The organism is Pseudonocardia oceanicola (assembly GCF_047200735.1).
Lineage (GTDB): Bacteria > Actinomycetota > Actinomycetes > Mycobacteriales > Pseudonocardiaceae > Pseudonocardia.
Map to the genome: position 1 here is coordinate 903,036 of NZ_JBJZON010000001.1, position 23,563 is coordinate 926,598.

Sequence of the window (23,563 nt, forward strand, 5' to 3'; positions counted from 1 at the left end):
CGTGGACGTGGCTGATCGGTATCCGACCCCTTCCGTCCCGGACGGGTGATCGCGGCCCCGGGCCGGCCGAGGCCGGGCTCAGGTGGTGGAGCCGTCGGAGGGGCCTCGCAGGACGACGACCGAGCGCGGCCGCACGGTCACGGCGTCGCCCGCGGCGGGCTTGCCGTGGACCTCCACCTCGGCCGGCGCGAAGGTGTCGATCTCGGCCTGCCAGGCCTGGTCCGGACGCAGGTCGGGCACGGTGAAGCGCACGGGCTCCGACCAGGCGTTGACCAGGACGAGGAAGTCGTCGTCGAGCTGCAGGCCGCCGGCGGCGTCGCGGTCCGGCGCGTCCCGGCCGTCGAGGTAGATGGCGACGCTGCGCGCGCCCGGATCGGCCCACTCGGCGCCCGTGACGATCGTGCCCGCGGGGGTGTACCAGCGCAGGTTCCGCCAGTCGACGCCCGAGAGGAAACGCCGCCGCCGGAACACCGGATGCGTGCGCCGCAGCGTGATCAGCCTGCGGGTGAACGCGAGCAGCTCCTCGTCGACGTGCGCCCAGTCGAACCAGGTCAGCTCGTCGTCGTGGCAGTAGGCGTTGTTGTTGCCGCGCTGGGTGCGGCCGAGCTCGTCGCCGCCGAGCAGCATCGGGACGCCGAACGAGAGCAGCAGCGTGGTCAGCAGGGCGCGCTGCTGGCGGCCCCGGAGCGCGAGCACCTCCGGGTCGTCGGTCGGTCCCTCCCACCCGCAGTTCCAGGAGCGGTTGTCGTCGCCGCCGTCGCGGTTGCCGTCGCCGTTGGCCTCGTTGTGCTTGCCGTCGTAGGCCACGAGGTCGGCCAGGGTGAACCCGTCGTGCGCGGTGACGAAGTTGACCGAGGCGGTGGGTCGGCGTCCGCGACCGCCGTAGAGGTCGGCTGATCCCGCGAACCGGGTCGCGAACTCGCCGAGCAGGCCGTCGTGGCTGCGCCAGAAGTCGCGGACGCTGTCGCGGTAGCGGCCGTTCCACTCCCGCCACAGCGGCGGGAACCGGCCGAGGTCGTAGCTGTCCGGCCGCCCGACGTCCCACGGCTCGGCGATCAGCTTCGCCCGCGACACCACCGGGTCCTGCGAGACCAGGTCGAAGAACGCCGCGAGACGGTCGAACCCGCCGTCGTCGCGGGCGAGCGTGGGGGCCAGGTCGAACCGGAACCCGTCGACGCCCAGCACGCCGAGCCAGTAGCGCAGCGAGTCCATGATCAGCTGCAACGTGAACGGGTCCGCCGTGTTCAGCGAGTTGCCGCAGCCGGTGGTGTCGAGGTAGCGGCGCGGCTCGGCCGGGTCGAGCCGGTAGTAGCCGGCGTTGTCGAGGCCGCGGTGGCACAGGGTCGGGCCCTCCGGGCCGCCCTCCCCGGTGTGGTTGAAGACGACGTCGAGCACGACCTCCAGACCCGCCCGGTGCAGCGCCGCGACCATCTCCCGGAACTCCGCGACCTCGCCGCCCGGGCGCCCGGCGCGGACCTCGGCGGAGTACCCGGGGTGCGGGGCGAGGTAGCCGATCGAGTTATAGCCCCAGTAGTTGGTGAGGCCGCGGCCGGGCAGGAACGCCTCGGACACGTGGTGGTGCACCGGGAGCAGCTCGACGGTGGTGACGCCCAGTCCGACGAGGTGGGCCACGGCGGCGTCGTGCCCCAGACCGGCGTAGGTGCCGCGCAGCTCGGGCGGGACGCCGGGATGGGTCGCGGTGAACCCCTTGACGTGGACCTCGTAGATCACGGTGTCGGCGTAGGTGTACCGCGGTGCCGGCCCGGCGGTGGTCGCGGACGGGCCCACGACCAGACCGCGCGGGACGTGCGCCGCCGAGTCCAGCCGGCTCGGCCGGTCCGGGTCGTCCGGATCGTGGCCGAGCACCTCGGGGCCGAAGCGGACCTCGCCCCGGACCGCCCGCGCATAGGGGTCGAGCAGCAGCTTGGCGGGGTTGTAGCGCAGCCCCCGGGCGGGGTCGTAGGGGCCGTGGGCGCGGTAGCCGTAGGCCTGCCCGGGGCCGGCACCCGGCACGAAACCGTGCCAGACGCCGGCGTCGTACTCGGTCAGGGCGTGCCGCTGCTCGTCGGTCCCGTCGAACAGGCAGAGCTCGATCGCGTCCGCGCGCGAGGCCACCGCGAAGTTGGTGCCGCCGTCGCGCACTGTCGCGCCGAGCGGGGCGATCGCGCCGGGCAGCACGGCGCGGTCGGGCGCGCTCACCGGCCCGTGCCTTCGTCCCGCAGCCTGCGCAACACGTCCCCGGCCGAGCCGACCGCGCCGTGCCGGCGGCGGATCACGTCCGCGACCAGGCCGGTCCAGCCGGTCTGGTGCGACGCGCCCAGCCCCGCGCCGTCGTCGCCGTGGAAGTACTCGGAGAACACCAGGTTGTCCTTCCACCGCGGGTCGCGCTGCAGCCGCTCGACACCGCCGAAGCAGGGCCGGCGGCCGTCCTCGTCGGCGAGGAAGAGCGAGACCAGACGTTCCCAGAGGTCCCCGACGACCTCGTCGAGGCGCATCCGCTTCCCCGACCCGGTGGGGTACTCGACGGTGTAGTCGTCGCCGAAGAAGCGGTGGTAGCGCTCCAGCGAGGTGACCACGAGGTGGTTGACGGGGAACCAGACGGGGCCGCGCCAGTTGGAGTTCCCGCCGAACATCGGGATGGTCGACTCGGCCGGCTCGTAGTCGATCCGGGCGTGCAGGCCGGGCGCGTCGAGCACGTACGGGTGCTCCCGGTGGTACGCGGAGACGGAGCGCAGGCCGTGCGGGGAGAGGAACTCGGCGGGATCGAACAGCTGGGCGAACAGGCTCTCGAGCCGGTCGACGCCGACCACCCCGAGCAGCATCTGCCGGTTCCCCGGTTCGCCGCGCAGCAGCCCGCGCTCGGCGAGCTCCTGCTGGTCGTTGAGGCCCTCCCGGTCCAGGAAGTCGGCGAAGTGCTTACCGGCGGTCGCCGCGCGCCGCAGGATCGGCTCGTCGGCGACCCCGGCGGCGAGCATCGGGATCACGCCGACCATGGACCGCACCGCCACGGGCACGGTGGTGCCGTCCGGGGTCAGGAGCCGGTCGGCGAACAGACCCGTCTGCGGGTCCCACAGGCCCTCGGCCTCGACGGCGCCGCGGATGGCGGCGAGGTGCTCGAGGAACTTGCGGACCAGGTCGTCGGCCGGGCGCTGCCCGGAGTGCCGCAGCACGGTCGCGATGACCCCCATGGCCAACGCGTAGGACGCCATCCAGCCGGTCGCGTCGGACTGCTCGAGCACGTAGCCGGGTGGCAGGTGCGAGCGGTCGATCGGGCCGATGTTGTCCAGGCCCAGGAAGCCGCCCTCGAAGACGTTCGAGCCGTCGGAGTCCTCCAGGTTGACCCACCAGGTGAAGTTGAGCAGGAGCTTGTCGAAGACCCGGGAGAGGAAGTCGATGTCGCGCGCGCCGTCGATGGCGAACACCTCGACCGCGGCCCAGGCCTGCACCGGCGGGTTCACGTCGCCGAAGTCCCACTCGTAGGCGGGCAGGGCGCCGTTCGGGTGCTGGAACCACTCGCGGCACACCAGGAGCAGCTGGTACTTGGCGAAGGCCGGGTCGACATGGGCCAGCGCGACGCAGTGGAAGGCCAGGTCCCAGGACGCGAACCAGGGGTACTCCCACTTGTCCGGCATCGACATGATGTCGAAGGAGTTGAAGGTCCGCCATCGGGCGTTGCGTCCCCGGTGCCGGGAGTCCGGCGGCGCGGGCTGGCCGGCGTCGCCGTCGAGCCAGCGCGCGACGTCGTAGTGGTAGAGCTGCTTGCTCCACAGCAGCCCGGCGAAGGCCTGGCGCATCACGTTCGCCTCGTCGGCGGAGGCCGCCGCGGGCGTCAGCTCGGCGTAGAACTCGTCCGCCTCCGCGCGCCGCAGGTCGCGGACCCGTGCGAACTCCTCGCCCAGGTCGGCGGGCCGGTCCTCGGGGCGCAGCCGCAGACGCAGTTCCGCGGTCGCACCCGGGTCGACCGCCACCCGGTGGTGCACCGCGCACTTGGTCCCGGTGCGGTCCGGGTTCACCGTGGTCGCGCCGTGCACGACGTGGTCGTTGATCCCGTCCTTCGGGTACCGCGGTCCCGGGCGACCGTAGAGGCGCTGCAGGTTGGTCTCGTTGTCGCAGAACAGCAGGTCGGGTGCGGTCCCGTCGGGGCCGGGGCCCGCGGTCAGCTCCAGGCCCCCGAGGAAGGGGTGCGGCACCGCGACGGACGCCGGGCCGGTCGCGCGCATCGCCGGTGCCGTCGCGGCGGGGCCCCAGGACCAGGTGTTGCGGAACCAGATGCTCGGCAGGACGTGCACCTCGGCCCGCTCGGGCCCGGCATTGGTGATCTCGACGGTCACCAGCAGGTCGTCCGGGTCGGCCTTCGCGTAGTGCACCTCGACCACCCAGTAGCGGTCGTCGTCGAAGGCGCCGGTGTCGAGCAGCTCGTACTCGGGATCCCGGCGGCCGCGCGACCCGTTCGTCGCCACCAGGTCCTCGTAGGGGAAGGCGCGCTGGGGGTAGTGGTAGCGCCAGCGGTTCCAGGCGTGGCTCGGGACGGCGTCGAGGTACCACCAGTACTCCTTGGCGTCCTCGCCGTGGTTCCCCTCGGGTCCGGTGAGCCCGAAGATCCGCTCCTTGAGGATCGGGTCCCGCCCGTTCCACAGGGCCAGGCCGAGGCAGAGCCGCTGTTCGACGTCGGAGAAGCCGGCCAGGCCGTCCTCGCCCCACCGGTAGGCCTGGGACCTGGCCCGGTCGTGCGGCAGGTAGGACCAGGCCTCGCCGTCGGGGCTGTAGTCCTCGCGAACCGTCCCCCACTGCCGCTCGCTGAGGTAGGGCCCCCAGCGGTACCACGGATCACCCGTCCGCAGCCCCTCGTCGAGGCTCTCGAACCCCCGCACCCGCTCGGTCTCCACGCCCATCCGTGCCTCCCGGTCCCGTCGCCCGGCGCGGAGTCTCCGGCCCACGTGCATCCCGGGGGCTCACCCGGGGAAGGCGAACCGCGCCCTCGCACGGTGCCGTCCACGCCCCGCCGGCAGAGTGCCTCGGCCGAAGCACCCTGCGCGGGGGCGGTGCCGCCGCTAGCCTGGATCGGCCGTCGCCGGGCCGGTCGAGTGAGCGAGGCGGCCCGGGCCCTTGCTGCTCACCGGGGAGGATGCGGAGATGGCACACCGCTCGGCGCCGGGGTGCACGGGCCAGGAGGAACGGACCGGGTCGTCCGACCGGGTCCGGGCGATCCGGCGACGGATGGCGGTGCTCAGCGAACCGTTCCGCGCGTCCTACCTCGACTGGTTCCGGGCGATGCGCACGGCCGGTCTCGCCGACGAGGACGTGCCCTCGATCGTGGACGCCGCGGTCGCCGAGATCGAGACCCTGGAGGCCGCGCACCGCTCCGGCCGGATCGGCCAGGCCGGGCTCGCCTACGGGCGCGAGCAGATCCGCGGGCTGCTGGAGCGGGTCGTCGCCCAGGGTGCGGTGTCCGCGGCCAGCACGAACCGGGTCCGGCACCTGATCACGGACCGCTTCCAGCCGAAGCTGCTGGACGGGCCGGGGCGCTACACGCAGGACTGGTTCTCCTACCACGAGACGCACTGGCTCGAGCACTTCGGGCAGCTGGCCGGGCGGCCGGGGCTGCAGGCCGTCGAGATCGGCTCCTACGAGGGGCGGTCGGCGTGCTGGATCGCGACGCACCTGCTCAGCGGGCCCGGCAGTCGGCTGCTCTGCGTCGAGCCGTTCGGCGAGTACGAGGGGCAGGAGCGCAACTTCGACCACAACGTCCGCGTCGCGGGGTGCGCGGACCGGATCGTCACGGTGCGGGGTCTCTCCCACCAGGTCCTTCCGCTCCTGCCCGAGGGCGCCTTCGACTTCGTCTACGTCGACGGTTCCCACCGGAACCTGGACGTGCTGCAGGACGCGGCGATGTCCTGGCGGCTGCTGCGTCCCGGCGGCATCGTCGTCTTCGACGACTGCGAGCACACCCTCTTCCCCGACTCGTTCGGCATGTCGGCCGGGCCCGCGGTCACGGCGTTCCGCTCGCTGCTCCACGGGCAGTACGACCTGCTGTTCGAGGACTGGCAGGTGGCTCTGCGCAAGCGGGACCCGTGCGCTCGGAGCCCGCACCCGGGCAGCAGCTGCTGACCGCCGTCGATTCCCTAGGCGAGCAGGGAGCGGGCGGTGTCCCACATCTCCTGCACGATGGTGCCGGCGGGCGCGCGGCGCGCGAGCGCCGCGCCCTGTCCGGCCCACTGGTTGACGGCGTCCACCCCGGCCGCGCCACCCCGCCGCCACCGCCCGACCAGCCGCCGCTGATCGGGGTAGGGCGCCGGCGCGGGCGCGTCGGGACGGCTCCATGCGGTCACGAAGGGCGTCGGCACGGCCCGACCGAGCCGCCCGGAGTAGGCCCGGGTGGGCACCGTCCGCTCCGGAGGCAGCTCGGCCAACGCCGAGGTCCAGGCGTCGTCGAGCCCGGCCTCCGGTGACCGCAGGAGGGCCGTGCCCACCTGGACGGCACTGGCGCCGAGTGCCAGCGCCGCCGCCACGCCCCGGCCGTCGCCGATCCCGCCGGCGGCGACGACCGGGACGCGCAGCCGATCGACGAGGTGGGGGAGCAGGGCGACGAGCCCGACGTCGGTGTGCTCGGCCGCGGCGGGCTCGAACGTGCCGCGGTGCCCGCCCGCCTCCATACCCTGCGCGACGACCGCGTCGGCCCCGGCCTCCTGCGCGACCAGGGCGTCGGCCAGCGTGGTGGCGCAGGCGAACCAGGCAATGCCGCGGGCGTGCATCCGCTCGACGTAGTCCGGTTCGAACACGCCCATGATGGAGGAGATGACGGTCGGCGCGGCCTCGAGCATGGCCTCGCACTGCTCGGCGAAGTCGGGCGCGGCCGGTCCCGGGTCGCCCGGGTCGCCGAAACCCGCGAGGTACTCCTCGGCGGCGCGCCGGCGGTCGGGGTCGTCGACCGGCGGGTCCGGGATCCAGATGTTGAGCTGGAGCGGCCCGTCCGTGCCCGCCCGGAACCGCTCGACCCACGCCGCGATGCGCTCGGGGGGATCGAGGAGGACGCCGTCGGCCCCCATGCCGCCCGCCTCCGCCACCGCGATCGCCAACTCCGGCGGGCACGCCCCTGCCATCGGGGCCTCGAGGATCGGCAGTCGCAGGCCGAACCGTTCGCAGAACTCCGTCACGCGTCGTTGCACGCCCGTCATCCGACCACAGCCGGGGGAGGCGTCGCTGCAGGGTCGGCGCCCGGGCGGGCCGCCGGCTCGCGTCGACAGCGGGTCGGGAGAACTGCCCGCCGGGCCGGGGGCGGTCCGCCCTTGCGGACCGGGCGCAGCAGCTCCACCCCGTCCTGGTCATCCAGGGGGCGTCTAGCGGGTGCCCCCGCCGCGCATCCGATCCAGCACCTCGTCGAGGTAGCGCCGCACGTGCTCGTCGACGTCCTCGTCAGCGGGTTCCACGAAGTCGCGGATGACGAGCAGGAGGGTCATCCGTCGGCGCGCCTGCTCGAGGTCGACGTCCGAGGCCTCGGCCGGCACCTCGAGCATGCGGGCCAGCTCCGCCACCGCCGCGAGCGCATCGTCACGACGGGACGCTCCGGCGCCCGCGGGCCCCGCGCCCGCACGGGGCTCGTGGATGACGAGCTGCTCGATGAGCCCGTACAGATCGACAGCCCCGAGATCCACGTGTCGGTCCCCGCCCATGGGCCACCTCCTCGCTCCGAGATGCGTCTACTCGGTCCGGGCTACCCGGCCCTGTCTTGTGCACCCGGCCCGGACGTCGAGTCCTGATCCTCCTGTTTCCCGCTTCTGAGCCCAACCCCCCACGGCCCCAGCGGGAAGGTGCTCCGAGGACCGGCGAGACGAGCTGGACCCGGGGGAAGGGGGCGTGCCCCGCCACCGCTGCGCGGACTGCCCGGCCATGGACTTCCTCCCCGGACGACGAGCGCGGGGTGCGTGCGGCAACCCTGCGGTCGTCGCGTACCCCGCGCGCCCGCCGACCAGGCCGTGGCGCCCCTCCGCGGGTTTCGCGGCGGCCGTCGCGGGCAACCGGGCCGCGCACCCGGACGGGCACCGACCGGGACGGGTGCCGACCGGGACGGGGGTCGAGAGATGAAGGTGCTCGAGCGGCGGACGCTCATCGAGGTGACGGGTGGCGACGGCGGGAGCGAGGCCGCGTCGGACCTCGCCTTCGCGCGCTACCGGCACGACTACGACGACGCGAGCCTGGACACCGTCCTCGACCGCGCGCGGGAGATCCGTGCGGAGACCGCGACGACGGGTGAGCGGCACCTGGGTCTCGACCACCTGCGCCGGGTCCAGGAGCTGGTGCCCGAGGTGGGGCGGATCGTGCACGACCGGGACCGGCTGGAGCGGCTGAGCGAGCTCGCCGGGGTGGAGCTGGAGCCCTACCCGATCCCGACGTCGTGCTCGGGCGTGAACTTCTACCGGCCGGGACGACCGCCGATCGCGCCGCACCGCGACGGCCCCGCGTTCGTGGAGCTGGTCCCGCTGCACGCCGACGGCAACCAGGAGGGCGGGAGCACGCTCGTCTACCGGGGCCCGGCCGACGTCGGGGCGGTGCGGGCGGCGCGGGGCGACCTGCCCGCGTCGGAGCTGGAGGCGGTGCCGCAGCGGGTGGGGTCGGCGGTGCTGCTGCAGGGCCGGATGCTGCTGCACACCGCGGAGCTGCTCACCGACGGGCACCGGGTCACGCTCGTGCTCTCCCTGCGGTCGCGGGCCGAGCCGTGGAAGGACACCAACACGCTCGGCCGGCTGCTGCGCGACGACCGGCCCGAGGACGTCGCGGCGGCCTGGGCGCACGACGTCGAGACCCGGCAGCTGCCGGCACTCCGCCGCCGCCTGCCGGGGTGACGGCGGAGCCTCCCGGCGTGTCGGTCGGAGGCGCTTCCGAGGACGGGCCGACCGGCCCATGGCACGCCCGTCGCCCACGGCAGGCGCGGCCGTGCGATCCCGGAGAGCCGCGCCGTTGAGGCTCGGCGGGGACACGGCCGCGCCCCGGCGGGTTCCGACGAAGGGTGAGGACCCGCACCCCGCGAGTTCCCGGCGGCGCCACCACCCCGAACGCCGTGTACAGGTTCGGCCTGTACAGGTTCGGAGGTCCCGAGCCCAGGTTTCGCTCGCGGATCGCCGTCGCGCCCGGGGCTCGCGCGGGCCGCCGAGGTGCGCACCAGCCGGACACGAACGGTGCACGACCTTGTCGCCGGCGGTACTCGCAGTGCTGCGGCACGGCGGCGCGGTCCGCCCGGTCTCCGTCGGCGCCGGCCCGGGTGGTCTTCCGGCGGCGGGATCGGCTCGAGGGCCGAGCGTCCACCGTGATCGACCGATCTTCGTCCCACTCCAACCTATAGCGCCCAGGGGGGCTTGCCACAAGACCCGGTGGGTGCCGCACACTCTGCGGCCGTCACCGGGATACGCGCTGCGTGGACGGTGGCCGCAGCCGATGACGACGGGGGGAAGCCGTGGTGGGTGGCGGCAACGGGGCGGTGACGGGCGTCGCGCCCGGTCGTCCCGTGCTGGGGTTCGAGCAGATCGACGGCGCCCGGATCGGGCTGGTCGGCGGGAAGGGCGCGCACCTGGGGGAGCTCTCGCGGATCGAGGGCGTCGACGTGCCGCCCGGGTTCTGCGTGACGACGGAGGCGTTCCGGCGGGTGACGGCGGGGGTGCCGGCGTTCGAGGACCGGCTCGACCGGCTGTCGCGCCTGGACCCGCACGACCGGGACGCCGTCGCGGCGCTGAGCACCGAGATCCGCGAGGTCGTCGTGGCCCTTCCCGTCCCCGAGGACCTGGCGGCCGCCATCACCGGCCCGCTCCGCGACACGACCGCCTACGCCGTCCGGTCCAGCGCGACCGCCGAGGACCTCCCGACGGTCTCCTTCGCCGGCCAGCAGGACACGTACCTGAACGTCGTGGGCGCCGCAGCCGTCCTCGACCACGTCCGGCGGTGCTGGGCCTCGCTGTTCACCGAGCGTGCGGTGGCCTACCGTCTGCGCGCCGGCGTGGGGCACCGGCAGGTCCGGATGGCCGTCGTCGTGCAGGAGATGATCGTCCCGGACGCGTCGGGCGTGCTGTTCACGGCCGACCCCGTGACGTCGAACCGGCGGGTCACCAGTGTGGAGGCCGTTCTCGGGCTCGGCGAGCCCCTGGTCTCCGGCCTGGTGAACGCCGACCGCTTCACGGTGCGTGACGGCGCCGTCGTCGACCGGACGATCGCCACGAAGGACCGGGCGCTCCGGGCCACGGCCGGCGGCGGGACCCGGCCGCAGGAGGTCGCGCCGGGGCTCCGGCAGGAGCCGGCGCTCACCGAGGCCCAGGTGCTGCGCCTCGCGGACCTGGGCCGCCGCGTCGAGGCGTACTTCGGGCGCCCGCAGGACGTCGAGTGGTGCCTGGCCGGCGACGACGTCCGGATCGTGCAGAGCCGCCCGATCACCACGCTGTTCCCCGTCCCTCCGGCCGACGACGGGGGCGACCACGTCTACCTGTCCGTCGGGCACCAGCAGATGATGACCGACGCGATGGCGCCGCTCGGGCTCTCGTTCTGGCAGATGACGACACCGCGGCCGATGGCCGAGGCCGGCGGGCGGCTGTTCGTCGACGCCACCCCGATGCTGGCCTCGGCGGCCGGCCGGCAGAACCTGCTCGAGGCCATGGACCGGTCCGACCCGCTCATGGCGGACGCGCTGCGGACGGTTCTGGCCGGCGGCCTCCTCGGGGAGCCCTCGGCGGAGTCGGACGGCGAACCACGTGCCGTCCCACGGACGGACCCGGTCGACCCCGACCCGGCCGTCGTCGACGAGCTGATCGGACGGACCCGGGCGTCGCTGGCCGTCCTCGACCGCGAGATCCGCGCCCGCCGGGGAACGGACCTGCTCGACTTCATCCGCGAGGACCTCCAGGAGCTGCGGCGGCTGCTGTTCGACCCGTTCAGCCACCGCGTGTTCATGACGGCGATGAACGCGGCGTGGTGGCTCGAGGAGCACCTGCGCGAGTGGCTGGGGGAGGAGGGCGCGGCCGACACGCTCACCCGGGCGGTCCCGAACAGCGTCACCTCGGAGATGGGGCTCGCGCTCCTCGACGTCGCCGATGTCGTCCGCGCACACCCGGCGGTGGTGGAGTTCCTGCGCGGCGTCACGGACGACGACTTCCTCGACGAGCTGCCCCGGGTCGCGGGCGGCCGCGAGACGCGGGACGCGATCCGCGCCTACCTCGACACCTACGGCATGCGCTGCGCCGGCGAGATCGACATCACGAGGCCCCGATGGAGCGAGCAGCCCGGCGTCCTGGTGCCCGTGCTGCTCGGTCACGTCGAGCACGCCGAGCCCGGGGAGAGCCGGCGGCGCGTCGAGCAGGGGCGGCAGGAGGCGTGGGAGAAGGAGCAGGAGCTGCTCGCCCGGCTGCGGGCCCTGCCCGACGGGGACCGGCGGGCGGCCGAGACGAAGACCATGATCGACCGGCTGCGGACCTACATCGGGTACCGCGAGTACCCCAAGTTCGGCATGGTCAGCCGCTACTCCCGCTATCGGCAGGCCCTGCTGCGGGAGGCCGACCGCCTCGTGCGCGACGGCGTCGTGGCCGACCGCGAGGACATCTACCACCTGCGGTTCGACGAGCTGTGCGAGGTCGTCCGCGACGGGCGTGCCGACCGGGGGCTCATCAGCCGCCGCAAGGAGGAGTACCGCGGGTACCAGGCGCTCACGCCGCCGCGGGTGCTCACGTCGGACGGCGAGGCCCGCTCCGGGTCCTACCGGCGCGACGACGTCCCCGCGGCTGCGCTGGCCGGGCTGGCCGTGTCGGCCGGGACCGTCGAGGGGCGCGCCCGCGTCGTCCTGGACATGGCGCAGGTCGACCTCGACACCGACGACATCCTGGTCACCACCCACACCGATCCCAGCTGGTCGCCCGTGTTCGTCACGATCAGGGCGCTCGTGACCGAGGTGGGCGGTCAGATGACCCACGGTGCGGTGGTCGCCCGGGAGTACGGCCTGCCCGCCGTGGTGGGGGTGCAGCGGGCCACCCGGCTGATCCGGGACGGTCAGCGGATCAGGGTGAACGGGACGACCGGGTACGTCGAGCTCCTGAGCTGATCGTGACGTACGGGCCTCGTCACGCCGGGGTGGTCCGCCGGCCGTCGAGCCCGAGCATCGCCAGCAGCTCCGCGCAGTCCTCGGCATCGACCGCCATGCCGGCGACCACCCGTGCAGCCCGCTTGCTCTGGGCCGCACAGCTGATCTCGTAGGCGGCCTGGGCTGCCGCCTGGCGGCCCTCGTCGGCCTTGCCGAATCCGGGTCCAGCTCGGCTCATCGCTTCTCCTCCGGCAGGCCGCACGGCCGCGGACGGCGTACGGCGCGAACGCCGAGCGGCAACCTGCGCGGCATGGGCCGTCCACAGGGGGTGACGATGCCCGCCCAACCTGGCCTCGTCACCGTACGCCTGATCCGGGCCCTGTCGCCTGATCCGGGCCCTGTCGCCTGATCCGGGCCCTGTCGCCTGATCCGGGCCCCTGCGGCGACGGAGCGGCGCGGGCGGGACCGACCGGTGCCACCCGAGCCCACGGCCCCGACCGACCGCCGGCGGCGGCGCTCGTCGCGGCCGCAGCGCTAGCCTGTGTGTTCGGGGTGGCGGTGGCGGCGGAAGCGAAAGGGGCCGATGTCCTCTCGGTGCGTCCCGTCCCGAGCGCGATCCCTCGGTGTCGGAGTTCGCAGAGCACGACGCCGGCAGACGCCGACGTGCCGAAGGAACTCCGTGTCGTGAGCGCACGCCGTACGAGCGGTGACGGATCGCTGAACCGAGTGGTTCGGAGCCACGGCCACGGCCGGGAGACGAGCGAGCCGGGACGAGCCGGGTTGCACAGGGAGGCACCGATGACCGATGCGAGTCTCAGCGAGCAGGCCCGGGAGGCCGTCCTCGAGGCGATCGTCAAAGCCGCGCCGAAGGTGGGGAACAGTCCTTCAGGCGTCCGTGATCTCGCGGAGGCGTACGCCCTCCTCGAGCGCAACCTCGTGCCCGTCGCCGGCGTGGTTCGGAACAAGACCTGAACGCTCCCGACCGGCTCCCGGCCCGGACGGGCGCCGAACGAGCCGGGTCCTGTCGGCTGCGCTACCGGGAGTCGTTGTCCGGGTCGAGCTCGCGCAGGACCGCGTCGTTCTCGCCCTCGGTGAGCAGAGCGGCCTCGCCGTCCTGCCGGTCGGACGGCGTGAGACATCCCGGACACACGGCCGTCCCGTCACCGTAGGTCTGCCAGTCGACGTAGTCGGCCGACGCGGAGTCCACGACCCGACCGCATCGACTGCACTGCTCGGTAGGGGACATCGAGGTGTGCACCCTCCCCTCGTTCGGAGTGAGCAGACGGCTCGGTACGCCCCAGCCTGACGGCGGCCGACCCGGGGCGCAATCGCCGCCCGGGAACTTCTCGGGCACCCCGCACGTTGGGCGAGGAGGTCGTTCGGTTTTCGAGATTCGTGTCCTGCACGCTCGCGAGAACACGCGGTGGATCGACGGGACGGCGGCACGAGGACGCCGGAGGTTGCTCCACCAGGGTCGGCCGGGCACCGCACGTCGCGGACGAGCCCAGGACCAGCGAGGAGCAGACATGGCACAGGGAACCGTGAAGTGGTTCAACGGTGAGAAGGGCTTCGGCTTCATCCAGCAGGACGGTGGCGGCGCCGACGTCTTCGTCCACTACTCGGCGATCGACGGCGGCGGCTTCCGCAGCCTCGACGAGGGCCAGCGGGTGGAGTTCGAGATCGGCCAGGGCCAGAAGGGCCCGCAGGCGAACGGCGTCCGCGTCATCTGAGCGGACGCACGTCCCACCATTCGGCAGGGGCCCGCTTCCCGTCGGGGAGGCGGGCCGTGCCCACCGTCGCGGTCGCCGGGACCCGGCGCGGCGAGTGGTGGCGCGCCGACCGCAGGGGGAGACCCGACTCCGGTCGTTCCGCCGCACCCCTCCTGCGGAACGACGGACCCGCGCGGCGTTGTCGGGCTGGTCGCGCCCGAGCGGAACCACGACCCGCGGTACCCCGGCGGCCGCGGCCTTGATCACGGTGCCGTGTCCGCCATGGCCGATGATCGCGGCACACCGCGGGAGGACCTCGCCGTCCGGAGCGGAGGCGACGACCCGCACGCGGTCGGTTCCCGGCACCCCGGCGGGATCGATCTCGGGGCCGGTGGTGAGGAGCCCCCGGACCGGCAGCGAGTCGAGCGCGGCGACCACCCGGTGCAGCAGGTCGCCCTGGTCCATGACGGTGGACGACTTCCCCACCAGCACGAGCGGCGCGTCGCCGGGCGGCAGTTCGACGGGCTCGACCCACACCGGGTCGTCGAGCTGCGGGCCCACGTAGCGCACAGTGGGCGGCAGCTCTGCCGGGACGTCGAACGCCGCGGAGGTCAGGACGAGGACCCGCACGGCCCGGCTGTGCCGGTCGAACACGTGGGCGAGTGGGGTAAGTCCGAGGTCGTTGCGGGTGGCGTTGAGTCGCCTCCGCGGCGACCATCCCGCCGAGCGGCGGAGTGACGTCCACAGGTAGACGTCCGTGGCCGCGAACAGCGCGTGGCGGTGGACCGGCGGGCGCGCGTGCCGCCCGGCAGATCGGCTGCGAAGGTCTCCTCGATCCAGGCGCGATGGTTCTCGCGGCCCATACGGGAAACCTCGGCGAGGGCGGGGAAGCGCTCCTCGAGGGCCACGACCCGGATGACGAGGTCGCCCATCATCTCGAACTGGCGCAGCACCACCCGTACCGCGGAGCGCGGGTCGCCCACACGTGCGGTGGCACGCAGGGCGGCGATCTCGCGGGCGTAGTCGGTCGCTCCCGCACCGTTGCCGCCCCACGGCGCCCGGCCACGTCCCTGGACGGGGTCAGCTTCGGCCGGCAGGACACCCCAGCTCGATCGGCCCGTCCGGCTCCACCTCCCCGTCTGACCCAGGAGAAGAAGGTTTCTCCCTGGTTGGCCGGGTGTCACCTTCCGGAATTACCGCTTCTCAATTAGAGTTTTAATTGCATATCTCGTGAAGCTGGTGCACAGTAGGCGTGGGAGCACCGGTATCCGCTGGTCAGCAACCCCGAGCGCCGCGCGGCAGTGGCCGCACCCTCGGCGCCGTATACGTCCTCGCGGCGTTCCCGACCTGCACCCGGGCGGCCCGGTGGTGCCGGCCATCGCCGCCGAGTTCGCCCAGCGTTATGACAACTCTCGCCGCGCCGACCCGCCCGGTGGGGCAGGCCGACCTCCATGTCTGCATTTGGACGGCTCCCGCGCGGACGACGCGCTGGCACCACAGCGGTGGTCGATCACACGAGCCCATGCGACGGCCCCGCCCGGGCTGGTGGTGGCGGCTCTGGCACCCGGCCGACCAGCCGGTGGCGCCGCTGTCCTGCGGGGAACACTGACCGGCGATCTCGGCGAAGCAGCTGCGACGGGTCGGCCGAGGCGTCGCGGGCGGCGGCGGGACGCGAGGATGCCTTCTGTGCTGACGGTGCCCCGGGACTGGTCCGAGCTGACGCCGAGCTGGATGAGCACGGCCCTGGACCGACACGTCACCGGAATCCGGGTCACCGACGTCGTCGCCGGTACGAACTCACGTGCGGTCGTCGAGCTGGACTACACCGGGACGGTCGGGCCGTCGCGGGTGTTCGTCAAGCGGGAGGGCCGGCTGCTCAACCGGATGGCCCTGACCGCACTCGGCGCGCGCGAGGCCGAGGCGAACCTCGTGCGGCACGGCCCGGCCCTGCCACTGGAGCACCCGACGTTCCACGCCGCCGCGACCGACCGTCGTCGTCTCGCCGCCGTGGTCGTCATGGAGGACGTCACGCTCCGCGGTGGTCGCGCGAACAGCGCCCGCGCGCCGCTGAGCGTCGAGCAGGTCGCCGCCGGTCTCGGGGAGCTGGCTCGCCTGCACGCGAGATTCTGGACCGCTCCGCTGCCGCCGTTCGTGCGTCCGTGGCGGCTCGGTCCCGCCTGGGCGCCGGTCGCCCGCGCCGGCTTCGTCCATGCGCTGCGGACGCTGCGGCGAGCCGGACACCCCCTCGACATCGGCGCCGGGGAGATCGAGCGGGGGTTCCGCGGATGGGCCCGGGTCGCCGCCACCGGGCCACAGACCTTGTTGCACGGCGACCCCCACCCCGGCAACACCTACGCGATCGGGCGCACCGTGGGATTCTTCGACTGGCAGCTGGTCCGGTCCGGCACCTGGGCCCACGACGTCGGCTACTTCCTCGTGTCCAGCCTGTCCGTCGCCGACCGGCGGGAACACGAGCGCGCGCTGCTGGCCGGCTACCTCGACGCCCTCGGCCGCCGGCCGGCCGACGCCTGGCGGCTGTACCGGCGGACACCGGTGTTCGGGCTCGGGTCCTGGCTGCAGACCTGGGCGGCGGGCACGTTCCAGCCACGCGACGTCTGCCTCGCGACGATCGAGCGCTTCGCCGCCGCCCATGTCGACGCCCGACGGGCCCCCGACTGACGGCCGGCCGGACCGATCCCGGACCCGGTGCTCACCTTCCGGCAACCGAACATCATCCAGCTCGAGCTCGTCCACGTTCCGGGTCGACGCCCGAGCCGGCTCCGGTCCCCGGCTGACTACCCTGCGAACCACACATCTGTGGTTCGCGGAGCCAGGGGATCCACGGATCTCCGGGAGGAGAGTCGGTGGACGACGCCCAGGGCGTGGCGGTGCGACCTGCGGAAACCGGACCGGCGGTGGGGGAGCCGCGGCGGTGCGCGTTCCGCCGCTGCCGCGAGCCGCTTCCGGTGCTCGTGGGGCGGGGGAACCGGCCGCGCTACTGCCAGGACGGCCGGACCTGGGGGAGCAAGGGCCTGAGCTGCAAGGACGCCGAGGCGGCGTTCGTCGCGGTGGAGTCGCTGCGGGAGGAGGGGGACACCGCGGGCGCGGTCACCGCGGTCGACGACCTCGGGTCCCGGCTGGCCGCTGCCGCGGGCCCGCTGGCCGCGGTGCTCGACGGTGTCGAGGTCCTGCGCACGCAGCTCGACGAGGAGGTGCGCGAGGCGTTGGCGGCCCGCGACGCCGCGCTCGCCCGAGGGGCGGAGGACCACGGGGCCCGGCTCGCGGCGGAGGAGCGCGCGGCGCGGGCCGAGGCGGAGGCGGGCGCGGCCGCCGCGCGAGCCACGGAGGCCCTGGAACTGCGCGGCGAGGCCGAGCGGGCGCGCACGCGTGCGGAGCAGGCGGCGGCCGCCGCGGTGCGTGAGCAGCTGCGGGCCGAGGGCCGCTCCGTCGCCCTGGAGGACCGGGCCGTCCGCGCCGAGGAGCTGGCCGAGGCCGCGGCGACACAGACGGCGCAGCTGCGCGACGAGCTCGCGGCCCTGAAGGCCACCCTGAGCGCCCGCGACGCCGAGCTCGACGCAGAGCGGCGCCGGTCCCGCGAGGCTGCGGACGCCCACCGGGGCGAGCTGGCGGCCGAGCGGGAACGGGCCCGGGAGGCGGCCGTCGTCCACCGCTCCGAGCTGGAGACCGCGCTGGCCGGCCTGCGCGAGGAGCACGCGGCCCGGCTCGAGGCCGCGCAGGCCGTCGCGGCGGACGAGCGGGACCGGGCCGCCGCCCGGCACCGGGAGGAGGTGGACCGGCTGCGCGAGGAACACTCCGCGGCGCAGGAGCGGCGGGCCGCCGAGCACGCGCGCGAGGCGGCGGACCTGCACCGGCGCCTCGGCGCGGCCGAGCACCAGGTGGAGCTGCTCCGCGCCGGCCGCCGCGACGGGGAGGGCACCGGCGAGAGCCCGGCCCCTGCGCCGTGATCCGCGCCGTCGCCTCGACGCGGTCGGCGGCCGGTCGATCGCGCGCCCGTCCGCCGCGGGGCCCTCGGAGGCGCGTCCACGCCGCGACGGTCGCGCTCGACCTGGGCAGAAGCCCGCGCTACCGCTCCAGGCCGCCGGTCCGCAGCCCCGCCCGCAGCGCCTTCTTGTCGATCTTGCCGACGGCCGTGGTCGGCAGGGCGTCGACCAGGTGCACGGACTTGGGTGCCTGCACCGCGCCCTTGAGCCTGCGCACGTGGGCGGTGAGCTCCTCGGCGGTGATCTGCGCCCCGGGTCGCAGCACGACCGCCGCGGTCACCGCCTCGCCCCACTTCTCGTCCGGCAGCCCGAAGACCGCGGCCATGGCAACGGCGTCGTGGCTGGTGAGCGCGTCCTCGACCTCCCGCGGGAACACGTTGAAGCCCCCGCTGATGATCATGTCCTTGGTCCGGTCGACGATCGTGAGATAGCCACGGTCGTCGCGCCGGGCGACGTCGCCGGTGTGCAGCCAGCCGTGGGCGAACGCCTGCTCGGTCAGCTCCGGTCTGCGCCAGTACTCCTCCATGGTCCCCGGGCCGCGCACACAGATCTCACCGGGATCGCCCGGCTCGACCGGGTTGCCGTCCGGGTCGAGGAGGGTCACGTCGACGGTGCTGATCGGCACCCCGCACGAACCCTCGAGGGTCGGGTCGGCGTGTTCGGCACGGCGCAGGACGCTGATCGGGTAGCACTCGGTCTGCCCGTAGAGCTGCGAGAACACCGGTCCGATCCGCTGCAGCCCCTCCGCCAGCCGGGTCGGCGACATCGGGGAGGCGCCGTAGAGCAGCAGCTCCAACGAGCCCAGGTCGGTCCGGTCGAGGGCGGGATGGTCGAGCAGGGCGTAGATCATCGTCGGCACGGCGAGCGTCATCGTGATCCGCTCCCGCGCGACGGTCTCCAGGAACCGGCCGGGCTCGAAGCCGTCCTGCAGGTGCACGGTCCCGCCGCGCTGCAGGACCGGCACGACCTTCGTGCCGGCCACATGGGTGATCGGCGCGACGGCCAGGTACCGGGCGTCGAACGGGATCTCGAAGTCGGTCAGGGTGCCGATCGACATGATGTGCGTGACGGCGGGGTGCCGGCGCATCACGCCCTTCGGCCGCCCCGTCGTGCCGCCGGTGTAGTTGACCAGGGCGAGGTCCTCGACGTGCGCGACGTCCCGGGCCGCCGCGGCGCCGACCGCCGCTGCCTCGGCGAGCAGGTCCGGGCCGAACTCCGACGGGCCGAGGCCGAGCACCGGGACGTCGCCGGAGCCGGCGGCGAGCGCCGCGCCGCGGGCGCCGTGCCGGCGCGCGTCGACGAGGCAGGCCGCCGCGTCGAGGTCGGCCAGCTGGTAGAGCTGGTCCTCCACCGAACCCAGCGGGTGCAGCCACGAGGTCGCCATGCCCGAGGCCTGCACCGCGATCCCCGTGCACCATGCCTCGGCGCTGTTGCCCGCCAGTAGACCGATCCGGTCGCCCCGGCGGAACCCGCGGTCGGCCAGTACCCGCTGGATCCGCCCGATCAGCTCGGTGGCGGCGGCGTAGGTGAGGTTCCCGGTGCTGCCGTCGGAGGCGAAGGCGATCCGGTCCGGGTACCGGCGCAGGGCGCGGAGCACCAGCGTCCCCACGGTCGTCCCCGCCCACAGCGGGCCCTGCGGCGACGAACCGGTGCGGACGGTGGGGCGGGTCTCGGTGGTCATGCGTGCTCCCTCGGTGCAGCGGTGGACGTCGGGGACGGGTCAGGGCCGGTGGGACGTGCGGTCGGGATCGCCGGTCGCGGCCCGGTACTCGTGCGCGAGGCGTTCGACGAGCTCGGCGGCCGTCGGGATCTCCCGGACCGCGGAGACGGAGTGCCCGGCGCTCCAGACCTCCGCCCACCGGCGCGGGCCGAGACCGTCGTGGCCGTAGAGGGCGTCGGCGTCGGCCGGGGTGACGGTCTCGTCGAGCGCGCCGGGATCGAGCCCGGCCGCCCGGATGGCGGGGGCGAGCATGCTGCTGGGCAGGCCGGTGAACGCCCTGGTCAGAACGACGTCGTCGAGCGTGCTGTCGACGCACATCCGTTTGTAGCCCGGCGCGGCCATGCTCTCCTGCGTGGCCAGGAACGCGGTGCCCAGGTAGCCGAGGTCGGCGCCGAGCGTGCCGGCGGCGGCGAGCGCGGTCCCGTCGCCGATCCCGCCGGCGAGCACGAGCGGCCCGCCGAAGAAGCCGCGCACGGCCCGCACGAACGCGAACGGGTTCATCCAGCCGGTCTGCCCGCCCGCGCCCGCCGTGAGCAGCACCAGCCCGTCCGCCCCCGCCGCCGCGGCCCGCTCGGCATGGCGCAGGGTGGCGACGTCGGCGAGCACCAGCGCACCCGCCTCGTGCAGCGGCCCGAGGACCGGCTTCGGCGACCCCACGCTCGCGATCACCAGCTCGACCCGGTGCCGTACGAGCACCGCCAGGTCCTCGGCCAGCCGCGGTGACCGCATGATCAGGTTCGGCGCCCAGGGCGCGGCCGCCGGGCCCGTCCGCGCCTCGATCTCGCCCAGCCACCGGTCCAGCTCCTCGGCGCTGCGGGCGTTGGCGGTGGGGAAGCCGCCCACGACGCCCGCCTCGCACGCCGCCACCACCAGGTCGGGGCCGGAGACCCGCAGCATCGGCGCGGCGATCGCCGGCAGGCGCAGGCGCTCCGTGATCCGCCGGGGCAGGCCGGTCCGGTCCGGCACGCGTCCTCCCGGGGTGTCGACGACGGGGCCGCCCGCGATTATCGATCATTCGGCGGGCGGGGCCGAGGGGCCGACGGGGTGATGCAGGGCGGCGGGGCGGGGAGGGGAGGGCGTCCGGTCGGGCCGGGGCCGACCGCTCGTGGGACTCAGGAGCCCCAGTCGTCGTCGGGGTGGTCGGGCTCCGGGGGCTCCTCCGGCGCCCGGTTCTCGTCGGGGGCCGGTGCCGCGGGCGGTCCCACCGTCGGCTCGTCGCCCGCGACGGCGGCCAGCACGCCCGCCCCGTACTTGGCGAGCTTGTTCTCGCCGACCCCACTGACGGTGCCGAGTGCGGCGGCCGAGGACGGCGCGAGCGTGGCGATCGCGCGGAGCGTGGCGTCGTGGAAGATCACGTAGGCGGGAACGCCCTGCTCCCTGGCGGTTGCGGCACGCCAGGCCCGGAGCCGCTCGAACACCGGGGCCGCCGCGGCCGGGAGATCCGCCGCGGGCGCCGTGGAACGGGAGGACCGGCGGGTGCGGGTGCGCTCGGGGTCCTTGCGCAGCATGACCTTCCGGTCGCCCCTGAGCACCGCCGAGCTGCCGTCCGTGAGCTGCAGGGTGTGGTAGGCGCCGCCGACCTCGACGAGCCCGCGGGCGAGCAGCTGCCGGACGACGCCGCGCCACTCCTGCTCGGACAGCTCGGTGCCGATCCCGAAGGTGGAGAGCTGGTCGTGCCGCGACTGCTCGACCTTGGTCGTGCGCTTGCCGACCAGGATGTCCACGACCTGTCCGGCGCCGAAGCTCTGGTTCCGCTCGCGCTTGAGCCGCCACACGGTGGACAGCAGCTTCTGCGCCGGCACCGTGCCGTCCCAGGACTCCGCCGGCGTGAGGCAGGTGTCGCAGTTGCCGCACGGCTCGGCCTCCTCGGAGAAGTAGGCGAGCAACTGCACGCGCCGGCACTCGACGGTCTCGCAGAGCGCGAGCATCGCGTCGAGGTGCTGGGCCAGCCGGCGCTTGTGCGCCTGGTCGCCCTCGGAGTCGTCGATCATCTTGCGCTGCTGCACGACGTCCGCCAGCCCGTAGGCGAGCCAGGCCGTGGACGGCAGCCCGTCCCGACCCGCGCGGCCGGTCTCCTGGTAGTAGCCCTCGACGGACTTGGGCAGGTCGAGGTGGGCGACGAACCGGACGTCGGGCTTGTCGATACCCATCCCGAAGGCGATGGTCGCGCACATGACCAGGCCCTCCTCGCGGAGGAACCGGGCCTGGTGCTCGCGGCGGACCTCGGCGTCGAGCCCCGCGTGGTAGGGCAGGGCCGGGACGCCCTGCGCGGCGAGGAACTCCGCGGTCTGCTCGACCGACCTGCGGGACAGGCAGTAGACGATCCCGGAGTCGCCCGGGTGCTCCGTACGGATCAGGTCGAGCAGCTGCCGACGCGGCTCGGCCTTGGGCACGATCCGGTACTGGATGTTGGGCCGGTCGAAGCTCGCGACCACCTGCTTCGCCCCGGCGAGGTCGAGCCGCTCGGCGATCTCCGCGCGGGTGTGCTCGGTCGCGGTGGCGGTGAGCGCGATGCGCGGCACCGCGGGCCAGCGCCGGTGCAGCTCGGAGAGCATCAGGTAGTCCGGGCGGAAGTCGTGACCCCACTGCGCCACGCAGTGGGCCTCGTCGATCGCGAACAACGCGATCCCGCCCTGGGCCTCCAGCCGGTCCAGCAGGTCCACGGTCGGGCCGACGCGCAGCCGTTCGGGGGCGAGGTAGAGCAGGTCGAGCTCCCCGGCGAGCAGGGCGCGCTCGGTCTCGCGGCGCTCCCCCGGCCCCTGCGTGGAGTTGAGGAAGCCGGCCTGCACCCCGAGCGTGCGCAGGGCGTCCACCTGGTCCTGCATGAGCGCGATGAGCGGCGAGATCACCACCCCGGTGCCGGGCCGCACGAGCGCCGGGACCTGGTAGCACAGCGACTTGCCGCCTCCGGTGGGCATGAGGACGAGCGCGTCGCCCCCCGTGCAGACGTGCTCGACGACCTCCTGCTGCGGCCCCCGGAACGCGTCGTAGCCGAAGACCCGGTGGAGCACCTCGAGCGCGGGAGCGGGGGGAGCGGTCACGGCGCGATCGTACGAGCCGCCCCCGACGGTCCCGGACCGGTCGTCGACCCGCACGGGATCCGCGCGACGACGAGCGGGAGGCGGTGCCCCGTGCCAGAGTCGCCCCATGACCGATCAGCGCGACGCGGACCTGCTCGCCGGTGACTTCTACGGCTACGGCAGCCTGCTCACCGACGACGAGCAGAAGGTGATCGCCAAGGTCCGCGAGTTCTGCCGGACCGAGGTCGCCCCGATCGCCCTCGACGCGTGGAGCCGGGCCGAGTTCCCGCACGACATCGTCCCGAAGTTCGCGGCGCTGGACATCGCCGCGCTGCCGTACGAGGGCTCGAGGGGCCGGCCGCGCGTCGCCTGCTGATCGGGTTCGCCTCGCTGGAACTCGCGCATGCCGACCCGTCGCTGAACAGCTTCTTCGGCATCCACAACGGGCTCGCGATGGGCAGCATCGACCTGTGCGGCTCCGACGAGCAGCGCGAGCGCTGGCTGCCGGCGATGGCGCGGATGGAGCAGATCGGCGCCTTCGGCCTGACCGAGCCGCACGGCGGGTCCGATGTCGCGCAGGGCCTGGAGACCACCGCGCGGCGCGAGGGCGGCACCTGGGTCCTGACCGGCGAGAAGCGCTGGATCGGCAACGCCACCTTCGCCGACCTCGTCGTGATCTGGGCGTGTGGCGTGGGGGCAACCGGCACGATGATGGCGGCCTACGAGACCGCGCTCGCGTACAGCAAGGAGCGCGCGCAGCTCGGGCGGCCGATCGCCGGGTTCCAGCTGGTCCAGGACTCGCTGGTGAAGATGCTCGGCAACATCACCGCGCTGATGCGGATTCCGGCGGCGGACGAGAGCACCTTCATTCCCTCACCCGCAGGGCGGCGGGCGCCGTGGGCCGGCGTGTGGACCCACCATCCGGCCCCGCGACCTGAACCGTGGTCGAGGTCTACTGGCGAGCTCGCCGCGGTGCGCGGTGCGCATGTCCGTGCCGCTGCGGTGTAGTAGACCTGTGGGCGGAGACCCCCGGCGGAAGGACCAGCGTGGAGCTCAAGATCGGC

The 23,563-nt window shown here is 74.2% G+C and carries 16 protein-coding genes and 2 pseudogenes; 8 read left to right on the top strand and 10 right to left on the bottom strand.

The genetic code is table 11. From position 1 onward, the window contains the following. Positions 1–78: 78 nt before the first annotated feature. Both glgX and ACL02T_RS04120 read right to left on the bottom strand, forming a co-directional pair. A complete protein-coding gene (gene glgX, locus ACL02T_RS04115) occupies positions 79–2,199 on the bottom strand; it encodes a glycogen debranching protein GlgX (RefSeq protein WP_412829280.1) in 2,121 nt (706 codons plus the stop codon). After that, positions 2,196–4,892, bottom strand: a complete 2,697-nt coding sequence (locus ACL02T_RS04120) for an MGH1-like glycoside hydrolase domain-containing protein (protein WP_412829281.1) — start codon at positions 4,890–4,892, stop codon at positions 2,196–2,198. The genes glgX and ACL02T_RS04120 overlap by 4 nt, the downstream gene beginning before the upstream one ends. Before the next feature lie 241 nt (positions 4,893–5,133). On the opposite strand from ACL02T_RS04120, the gene ACL02T_RS04125 reads away from it, so the two are divergent. Next, complete coding sequence (locus ACL02T_RS04125; RefSeq protein ID WP_412829282.1) at positions 5,134–6,108, top strand: class I SAM-dependent methyltransferase; 975 nt, start codon at positions 5,134–5,136, stop codon at positions 6,106–6,108. 14 nt (positions 6,109–6,122) lie between these two features. On the opposite strand, the gene ACL02T_RS04130 is transcribed toward ACL02T_RS04125, so the two are convergent. Beyond that, a complete protein-coding gene (locus ACL02T_RS04130; protein WP_412829283.1) occupies positions 6,123–7,175 on the bottom strand; it encodes an NAD(P)H-dependent flavin oxidoreductase in 1,053 nt (350 codons plus the stop codon). A gap of 162 nt (positions 7,176–7,337) precedes the next feature. After that, the gene (locus ACL02T_RS04135; protein WP_412829284.1) at positions 7,338–7,670 is read right to left on the bottom strand and encodes a hypothetical protein; all 333 of its coding nucleotides are present in this window, start codon (positions 7,668–7,670) and stop codon (positions 7,338–7,340) included. Between the two features lie 408 nt (positions 7,671–8,078). Here ACL02T_RS04135 and ACL02T_RS04140 point away from each other — a divergent pair, with 408 nt between their 5' ends. Together ACL02T_RS04140 and rph are read left to right on the top strand one after the other, a co-directional pair. Next, positions 8,079–8,840, top strand: coding sequence for a hypothetical protein (locus tag ACL02T_RS04140; RefSeq protein ID WP_412829285.1), 762 nt, complete (start codon positions 8,079–8,081; stop codon positions 8,838–8,840). 611 nt (positions 8,841–9,451) lie between these two features. Continuing rightward, positions 9,452–12,070, top strand: coding sequence for a rifamycin-inactivating phosphotransferase (gene rph / locus ACL02T_RS04145; RefSeq protein WP_412829286.1), 2,619 nt, complete (start codon positions 9,452–9,454; stop codon positions 12,068–12,070). 19 nt (positions 12,071–12,089) lie between these two features. On the opposite strand, the gene ACL02T_RS04150 is transcribed toward rph, so the two are convergent. Continuing rightward, a complete protein-coding gene (locus ACL02T_RS04150; RefSeq protein ID WP_412829287.1) occupies positions 12,090–12,287 on the bottom strand; it encodes a hypothetical protein in 198 nt (65 codons plus the stop codon). Between the two features lie 560 nt (positions 12,288–12,847). Here ACL02T_RS04150 and ACL02T_RS04155 point away from each other — a divergent pair. Continuing rightward, positions 12,848–13,021, top strand: coding sequence for a hypothetical protein (locus ACL02T_RS04155; protein WP_412829288.1), 174 nt, complete (start codon positions 12,848–12,850; stop codon positions 13,019–13,021). Positions 13,022–13,082: 61 nt separating this feature from the next. On the opposite strand, the gene ACL02T_RS04160 is transcribed toward ACL02T_RS04155, so the two are convergent. Next, positions 13,083–13,256: a hypothetical protein gene (locus tag ACL02T_RS04160; protein WP_412829289.1), complete on the bottom strand. Its 174-nt coding sequence runs from the start codon at positions 13,254–13,256 to the stop codon at positions 13,083–13,085. A gap of 319 nt (positions 13,257–13,575) precedes the next feature. On the opposite strand from ACL02T_RS04160, the gene ACL02T_RS04165 reads away from it, so the two are divergent. Further along, entirely contained in the window at positions 13,576–13,779 is a 204-nt protein-coding gene (locus ACL02T_RS04165; protein ID WP_412829290.1) for a cold-shock protein, read from the top strand. 147 nt (positions 13,780–13,926) lie between these two features. On the opposite strand, the pseudogene ACL02T_RS04170 reads toward ACL02T_RS04165, so the two are convergent. Continuing rightward, a pseudogene (locus ACL02T_RS04170) lies at positions 13,927–14,223 on the bottom strand (glycosyltransferase); the annotation flags it as partial. Between the two features lie 1,212 nt (positions 14,224–15,435). On the opposite strand from ACL02T_RS04170, the gene ACL02T_RS04175 reads away from it, so the two are divergent. Both ACL02T_RS04175 and ACL02T_RS04180 read left to right on the top strand, forming a co-directional pair. After that, on the top strand, positions 15,436–16,437 hold the full coding sequence (locus tag ACL02T_RS04175; RefSeq protein WP_412829291.1) for a phosphotransferase: 1,002 nt from the start codon (positions 15,436–15,438) through the stop codon (positions 16,435–16,437). A gap of 185 nt (positions 16,438–16,622) precedes the next feature. Then, positions 16,623–17,723 carry a hypothetical protein gene (locus ACL02T_RS04180; protein WP_412829292.1) on the top strand — a complete coding sequence of 367 codons (1,101 nt, stop codon included), beginning with the start codon at positions 16,623–16,625 and terminating at the stop codon, positions 17,721–17,723. Between the two features lie 118 nt (positions 17,724–17,841). Here ACL02T_RS04180 and ACL02T_RS04185 read toward each other — a convergent pair whose 3' ends face one another. The 3 genes from ACL02T_RS04185 to recQ all read right to left on the bottom strand — a co-directional run bounded on the left by ACL02T_RS04185 (position 17,842) and on the right by recQ (position 22,628). After that, on the bottom strand, positions 17,842–19,440 hold the full coding sequence (locus tag ACL02T_RS04185) for an AMP-binding protein (RefSeq protein ID WP_412829293.1): 1,599 nt from the start codon (positions 19,438–19,440) through the stop codon (positions 17,842–17,844). A 39-nt stretch (positions 19,441–19,479) separates the two neighbouring features. Then, the gene (locus tag ACL02T_RS04190; RefSeq protein WP_412829294.1) at positions 19,480–20,445 is read right to left on the bottom strand and encodes an NAD(P)H-dependent flavin oxidoreductase; all 966 of its coding nucleotides are present in this window, start codon (positions 20,443–20,445) and stop codon (positions 19,480–19,482) included. Between the two features lie 146 nt (positions 20,446–20,591). Continuing rightward, on the bottom strand, positions 20,592–22,628 hold the full coding sequence (gene recQ, locus ACL02T_RS04195) for a DNA helicase RecQ (protein WP_412829295.1): 2,037 nt from the start codon (positions 22,626–22,628) through the stop codon (positions 20,592–20,594). On the opposite strand from recQ, the pseudogene ACL02T_RS35135 reads away from it, so the two are divergent. Continuing rightward, positions 22,627–23,330 (top strand): annotated as a pseudogene (locus ACL02T_RS35135) (acyl-CoA dehydrogenase family protein); the annotation flags it as partial. The gene recQ and the pseudogene ACL02T_RS35135 sit on opposite strands and share 2 nt — an antisense overlap. Positions 23,331–23,563: the final 233 nt, after the last annotated feature.